Source organism: Cupriavidus basilensis OR16 (assembly GCF_000243095.1).
In the GTDB taxonomy this organism is placed as follows: Bacteria; Pseudomonadota; Gammaproteobacteria; order Burkholderiales; family Burkholderiaceae; genus Cupriavidus; species Cupriavidus basilensis_D.
In genome coordinates this window covers 1-6,600 of record NZ_AHJE01000182.1, presented here as the reverse complement: position 1 = coordinate 6,600, position 6,600 = coordinate 1, and the positions used below count along the sequence as shown (strand labels likewise).

The following is a 6,600-nucleotide window of genomic DNA, read 5'->3' as shown; positions in this document are numbered from 1 at the left end:
GTCCGGCCGGACGCGGAACAGGCTGTTGTTGGGCACCTGGGTGTCGACGCCCACGGTACGGATGACGGCGGGGCCGTTGCCACTGGCGGCACCGACGCCGCTGCCGGCGCTGGCACCCGGGCCGTCGGCGGATACCGCGTCGTGCCCCTGGAGGGCGCCCGGGGCGCCGACGCTTCCCGCCGCGGCCGCCACTTCGATGATCTCGCGCGGGCTGGCGCCACCGGAGGTGCCGCTGCCGCCGGCGATGGTGCCGCCCACGCCGCCGGTATTGCGCCCGCCGACGCTGTAGCCGCTGCCGTTGCTGGCGGTGTGCTGCTGGGTCTTGGACACATTCAGGGCGATAGTCTGGATGGTGTCGGCCGGGGTGTAGGCGATCTGGCCGTCCCACTTGCGCTCGTGATAGCGCTTGAAACCGCCGCGCCAGCGGCTGTAGGTACTATTCCGCTGGTGCCTTGCTCGCGCTGGATGTGTTCGCCGAACACCTGTTCGTTCTTCAGATTGTGCAGGTCGCCCTGCAGTGCGCCGCCGGCGATGATATGGCTCTTGTCGTTGACCAGTTCATCGCCATGCAGTGTCATGCTGGCGCCGGAGCGGATCAGCGCCGGGGCGCTTTGCGTGACCTGGGTTTCGTACTCGGTGCGGGTGATGTCGTACTGCGTCCAGGCCTTCACTTCGGCGCCGGTTTTCTTGTTGCGGTAGAGGCCGGCACGGCTCCAGTTCTCCCAGCCGAAATCGTTGATATCGTGCTTGTTCGGGTCGTCCTTGGGCTGCAGGTACATGGCCTTTGCCGGTCCGCCGACCTGTACGGTCTCGGTGGCGAAATGCAGGTTGCGGTTGAGCAAGCGGCCGGTGTCCAGCGTGAGGCCGCCCAGCGACTCGATGGTGGCGCTGTCGTTGAGCACCAGTGCGGCACGGCCAGTGGCGTATCCGTTGGCATCGAGCGATCCGCCGATATTCAGGGCGTCACTGCCGCCGCCGGCGCTGAAAATCAGCGCCTGCTCGCGGTTGTGGATGACACCGGCGCCGATGTCGAGGCGCTGGCGCGCGGCGATGACGGCCGCCTTGGTCTGGCCGTTGGCGTCCTCCTCGCGGTTGAGGACTGTTCCCGCCTGGATAGCGATATGGTCGCCGTAGATGCGCCCGGTGCCGACGTTGTCGACGGTTCCCGCCTGGATGCGGGTCTGGCCGCCGTCGACCAGGCCGCGGTTGCTCAGGGTCTCGCTGGCCGCCACCAGGGCGCGGCCGCCGCCGATCTGGCCGCTGACGGTGTTGTCCACGTTGGCGCCGCGCACTTCCAGCTCGCCCGCCTGCAGGGTACCGCGGTTGGTCAGGCGGCCGGCGGTGCCGATGAGGGCGCGGCCGTTGGCGGTGAGCTCACCGTGGTTGTCGAAGTCCTGCTGCAAGGCAAGGGTCAGGTCGCCCTTGGAGAGCACGCGGCCATCGCCGGTCATGCTGTCGGCGTCAATGGACTGGTTGGTTGCGGACAGCAGCGTGCCGACGCTGTTGACGATGCGGTTGGCGGCCACGGCGATGCTGCCCGCCGAGGAGACATTGCCACGGGCATTGTCCAGGGTGCTGCCCGGGCCAGTGCCGGTGATGCCGATGTGGCGGTCGGCGGCGATGGTGCCGCCGGTGTTGTCGATGCGGTTGCCGGCCAGGGCCACCGTTGCGCCCTGCAGGCCCAGCGGCGCATTGGGATCCGCGCTTTGGGTATCGTGATTGAGGATGGTGGCGGCGGTCACGCTCAGACCGTCGCGGGCCGCCATCAGGCCGCCGCTGTTGTTGGCGGTGCCGGATAGGTTCACGGCCAGGTCCTTGCCCGCCTGCACCTTGCCGCCCTGGTTGCGCAGCGCGGAGCCGGCCAGGCGCACGTTGGCACCGCCGTCGAGCTGGCCGCCGCGGTTGTCGAGGGTACTGGTGCGCGCGGCCAGGTCGCCCTGGCTGTGGATCATGCCGGCGCGGTTGTCCAGGTCGCCGCCGCTCAAGCTGAGGGCGCCGGCCGATTGCAGCAGGCCTGCGGTGTTGTCGAATGCGCCGCTGCGGATGTCGAGCGTGCCCGCCGTGCTGGCGAGGGTGCCGCGAGCGTTGTCCAGCGCCGCCTGCCGGGTGTCGACGCGCACGTTGGCGCCAAGGATGGCACCGGCAGCGTTGCCGAGCCCGTTGCTGTCCAGCGCCAGGTCGCCGGCGGCCTGGAGCGTGCCACCGGCGTTATCGGTGCGACCACGGGAGTCCGCGGTCACAGCGCCTTTGGTGGAGGCGACGAGGCCACCATCGCGGTTGTCCAGGCTGCCGGCGGCCAGGCCCAGGTCGCCATGGCTGACGAGCTTGCCGGCGCGGTTGTCCAGCCCTTCGCTGGTACCGACGTTCAGGGTGCCATGGGCGTTGAGTGCGCCGCGGCGATTGTCGAGGGAACCGGCAGCGACCTTGCCCTTGCCACCGCTGGCAATGATGCCGCTGTCGCGGTTCTCGAGGTGGCCGTTGACCCGGACGTCCAGCCCCGCCTCTGCGGCCGCTTGCAGCTTGCCGCCCTGGTTGAGCAGCGTTCCAGCCTGGATGGCGGTGTCGCCCGCCGCTGCCAAGGCACCGCCGGTGTTGTCCAGCGTATCGGCCACGGCAATGCGCGTGTCGGCGGTGCCGGCTGCCTGGATCTTGCCGTCGCGGTTGCCCAGGGACTTCGCGTTCAGGTCCAGGGCGCCGTTTGCGGCGATGGTGCCGCCGCTATTGTCCAGGCCTTCGCGGGCACGCACCTTGAGCAGGTCGGCACCGGTGGCGCTCAGGCTCCCCGCCGCGCTGGTCAGCTTGCCGGTGTCGATGTCGATCTTGCGGGCCAGGGTGGTGCCGCCGCGCAGGTCAGTGGTTTTGCCGGCAAGGGTGAGGGCGCCATTGCTGGCGAGCGTTCCGCCGGCACCGTTGAGCGTGCCGGCTGCGATATCCAGGCGGCCACTGCCAGCGTGTTGCACGGTACCGTCCGCGTTGCCAAGCGTGCTGGCGCGGATACTCAGGTCGCCATTGGTGGCGATCGTGCCTTGGCTGTTGTCGAGCGAGCCGGCTACGTCGAGCCGGTTGCCGAGCTCGCCACTGGCGACAATCTTGCCGTCGCGGCTGTCGAATGACTCGGCCGTCAGATCGATCCGGGTCGCGCTCAGGGTGGCGTTGCGGTGGTCGGCGCTACCAAGCTCGAGGGCTGCCGCGCCAGCGGTGGCGATCTGGCCGTCCTTGCCGCTGAGCGTGCCGGCATGCACCTTCAGGCCGGCATCGCCGGCATGGCTGAGCTTGCCGCGCTGGTTGACGAGATGGCGGGAGGACAGGCTCAGCCGCGCCGCATTGCTCGCCAGGGTGCCATCGCTGTTGTCGATCGTATCCGCGACCCGCAGGTCGGCGGCGTCCGTGCCGCTGTGGAGGAAGGTGCCCGCTCGGTTGGAGAGGTTGTCGGCGGTGAAGGCTAGCGGGCCGCCCAGCTGCAGGCGGCCGTTGTCGTTGTTGACCAGCCCGGCTTGGATGCTGGCGGCGCCTGAGACGCGCAGCTCGCCCTCCTGGTTGCCAACGTCTCCGCCGCTGACGCTAAGCTGGCGCACAGCCAGATGGCCGCCATCGTTGTTCAGGCCGCTATTGGCGGCAAGGTCGATTGCGCCGCCGGCGAGGATGCGGCCGCCGTCGTTGTCCAGGGTCTTGGCGATGTTGAGCGCGCCATCGGCCAGGCGGGTCGGCGGTTGCGGTGCCGGCGTGGGGCCGGGGACAGCGCCGGTGCCGCCATCGCCCCCGCTGCCTGCGCTGCCGCCACCTGCGCTACCGCTTTCCGGGGCGCCGCCGTTGCCCGAGCCGCCCGGGCCGCTGCTACCGCTGCTGGGCTCAGCCAGGCCGATGCGCCCGCCATTGCGGTTAGTGGCGACAGTTGCGTGCAAAGCCAGGTCCTGCACGCCGGTCTGCTCGATCGCGCCGCCGCGGTTGGCGAGCCATTGCGCGTTGACTTCCACTCGCCGGCCGTTGAGGGTGCCGCCGCGGTTGTCCACGTCCTGCGGGGTGTTCACCACCAACTCTCGCCCCGCGCTGAGGGTACCGGTGTTCGCGAGCCCGCCCCTGGCGCTCACCCGGGTGTCGGTTTTCGCCTGCAGGGCGCCGCTGTTTTCAAGGCGGCCATCCACGGTCACCACCAGTTCACCGGCCTGGGCACCCAGCGTGCCGGCGTTGCGCACCCCAACACCATGCTCCGTACCGAGCAAGACTATTTTCTGGCTATACATGCCGCCCAGGGCGCTCACGTCCACGGCGTAGGCCGGGGCCTTGCCACCACCGGCCTTGGCTGTCACCTGGGCATGATCGGCGCTGACGTCGTTGACGCCCGTGGTGGCTTGCAGTTGCTTGGCCCAGATCCCGGCATTGACCTCTATCGAGCGGGCGATCAGGTTGGTGTAATCGGTACCGCTGGCGTTCATGCCCTTGCCGTGGACCTGGAGGGCCCCGCCTCCGACGCGATAGCCCTCAAGAGAACCGCTGTTGACGACCGGCGTACCGGTGGTCAGGGTCAGGCGGTTGGCGTTGATGAAGCCGCAGCCGTCGCAGGAAATCCCGGCCGGGTTGGCGATGACCAGTTGCGCCCGGCTACCGGCGATTTCGACATAGCCGTTAAGCCGGCTGGGGTTGCTGGCATTGACTTCGTTGAGAATGACCTTGGCCGTCCCCTTGCCCAGCCAGGGATTGCCCTGCACCCAGCCGCCCAACTGCGTTTGTGTGTTCTCGCGGGCGTTGTTGAGAATCGTCCCCTGCTGGCCCACGTCGAATTGCTGGTAGGTGTTGCGCGAAACGCCTGCCGCGCTCGGGGTCTGGATGTTGACCAGGGGTACACCGTTTGGCGCCTGCAGCACGGTTGGGCGCTGGTTGCCCGGCGCATTGAGCATAGGCCACCACCTGCGCAAGCGCCGTGCCGCCCAGCGCGACATGCCCCATGATGATCCACAAGGCGAAATTCAATGGGCGCACCGTGACGACGCAGCGTCTGCTGGCCGCTGTTCGTCGGGCACCCCCGCCGCCATGGCGTTGCGCGATCTCGGCGACCACCTGAAGCATGCCGCGGGCACGGTTGAAAATGATGCGGTAGAGGTTCTTGTTCATGCGGGCACTCCCAATTTTCGAGAATACGAATGAGGGCGCACGCGCCCTGTCGACATCAGTAAGACCAGCTCACGTTGAAGCCGGCGATGACGGAGTCGGTCTGAAACCCTTGGGGCTTGTACAGCGACGTGCCGACGAAGACGTCCCAGTAGCCGCCATGCATGCCGCCGCGCAAGCCGATGGCCGAACCCGCCAGGGTGCGGCCCGGTTGCCAGCGAGTGGCGGGGCCGCCGACGTGCCCCACATCGACGGCCCCGTACACTTCCTGCCCGGCGCCCAGGGCCAGCCCCAGATCGTTGCGCCATAGCCACCCACGCTCGCCCATGAGCGTGAGCTCGCCGTCAAAGCCGCGCACGGTATAGCGCCCGCCGATGGCGAAGCGGTCCTGCGACACCAGCGGCGTGCGGTTCCACTGCGCCCGCCAGTTGGCGGTGTAGCGCAAGGACTGGTTGCCGAGCCGGAACGGTATGGCGAACTGGGCGTCGGCGGTGATGACCTGCATGCGCGAGGTGCCTTCACCGAAGTCTTCCTCCGGCGCCGCCATCGCCCCGAAGGCGCCGGTGCCGCGCCGGTAGGCGAGCGTGGCATCGAGGGTGGACGCGCCGAAGTACTCCCGATGCGTCAGCCCCAGCTCCCAGCCGCCGGTGCGGCGTCGCTGCACTTCGATCTCGGTGTCGTCGATGTAGTTGTTGGACTGGCGCAGCCAGCCGCGGACGTAGGCGCCGGTCTTGCGCGTCGCATCGCGATACAGCAGGCGCGACAAGCGGACTTCGGCGTTTTCGCTGGTGCCGCTGTAGACATAGTTCTGGGAGTAGCCGGCCACGGTCTGGCGGTATTTGTAGCCACCGGCGGTGGCGCCCAGCAGCCAGTAGCCGAGCGGCACGCTGTAATGGACGGTGTAGCCCTGCGTGCCCTTGCCGCCGGGGCTGAACACGTCGTGGTTGAAGTTGGCGTAGAACAGATCGTTCAGCATCAAGGTATCGTCCAGGGAAAGCGTGGCGCTCGCCTGGTACTTGCCCGTCGCCCGGCTACCCGAGTCGTCCAGCGCCACGTTCAGCCGCACGGGCCGGCGCTGCGACCAGGCGTAGGGACGCGCTTGAAGTTCTCCAGCGCCTGTTCGATATCGCGCAGGTTGAGCAGGTCGCCACGGCGGATCGGTACGGCGTTCCAGGCGGTAGCGCGCGACGAGGTGCCGGCCGCGAAGCGGATCGCCCGTACCCGGCCCGGCACTACGGAGAGCGCCAGGACGCCGCTGCTCAGGTCCTGCGGGGCCGCCAGCACGCGCGTAGTCACAAAACCGCGCGCGACGATGGCGTTCTGGATGCGCGTCATCACCACGTTGATGCCTGCGGTGCCCAGGCAATGGCCGGTGGCAGGATCGGTGGCAGGGTCAGCCGCCTTCAGCGCCCACAGGAATTTGCCGGCATCCTCGCCCGTCAGCTGGATCTCATGGATCGCGAAGCAGGGCTCCTCGTCCTTCGGCAACAGATC

General features: G+C 68.7%; 3 protein-coding genes and 1 pseudogene. All 4 read right to left on the bottom strand.

Features of this window, described 5'->3' with window-relative positions:
- Positions 1–330: pseudogene (locus OR16_RS40325) on the bottom strand (hypothetical protein); the annotation flags it as partial.
- Positions 331–332: 2 nt separating this feature from the next.
- Positions 333–4,895, bottom strand: coding sequence for a filamentous hemagglutinin N-terminal domain-containing protein (locus tag OR16_RS37410; protein WP_006164337.1), 4,563 nt, complete (start codon positions 4,893–4,895; stop codon positions 333–335).
- 269 nt (positions 4,896–5,164) lie between these two features.
- Entirely contained in the window at positions 5,165–6,172 is a 1,008-nt protein-coding gene (locus OR16_RS37405; RefSeq protein WP_050983237.1) for a ShlB/FhaC/HecB family hemolysin secretion/activation protein, read from the bottom strand.
- The coding region (locus OR16_RS48610; RefSeq protein WP_423739713.1) for a POTRA domain-containing protein at positions 6,163–6,600 on the bottom strand (438 nt) is incomplete at its 5' end. The genes OR16_RS37405 and OR16_RS48610, both read right to left, overlap by 10 nt.

Excerpts from the sequence above, each read along its gene's own strand:
- OR16_RS37410 (WP_006164337.1), bottom strand. The coding sequence starts at position 4,895 with ATGCTCAATGCGCCGGGCAACCAGCGCCCAACCGTGCTGCAGGCGCCA.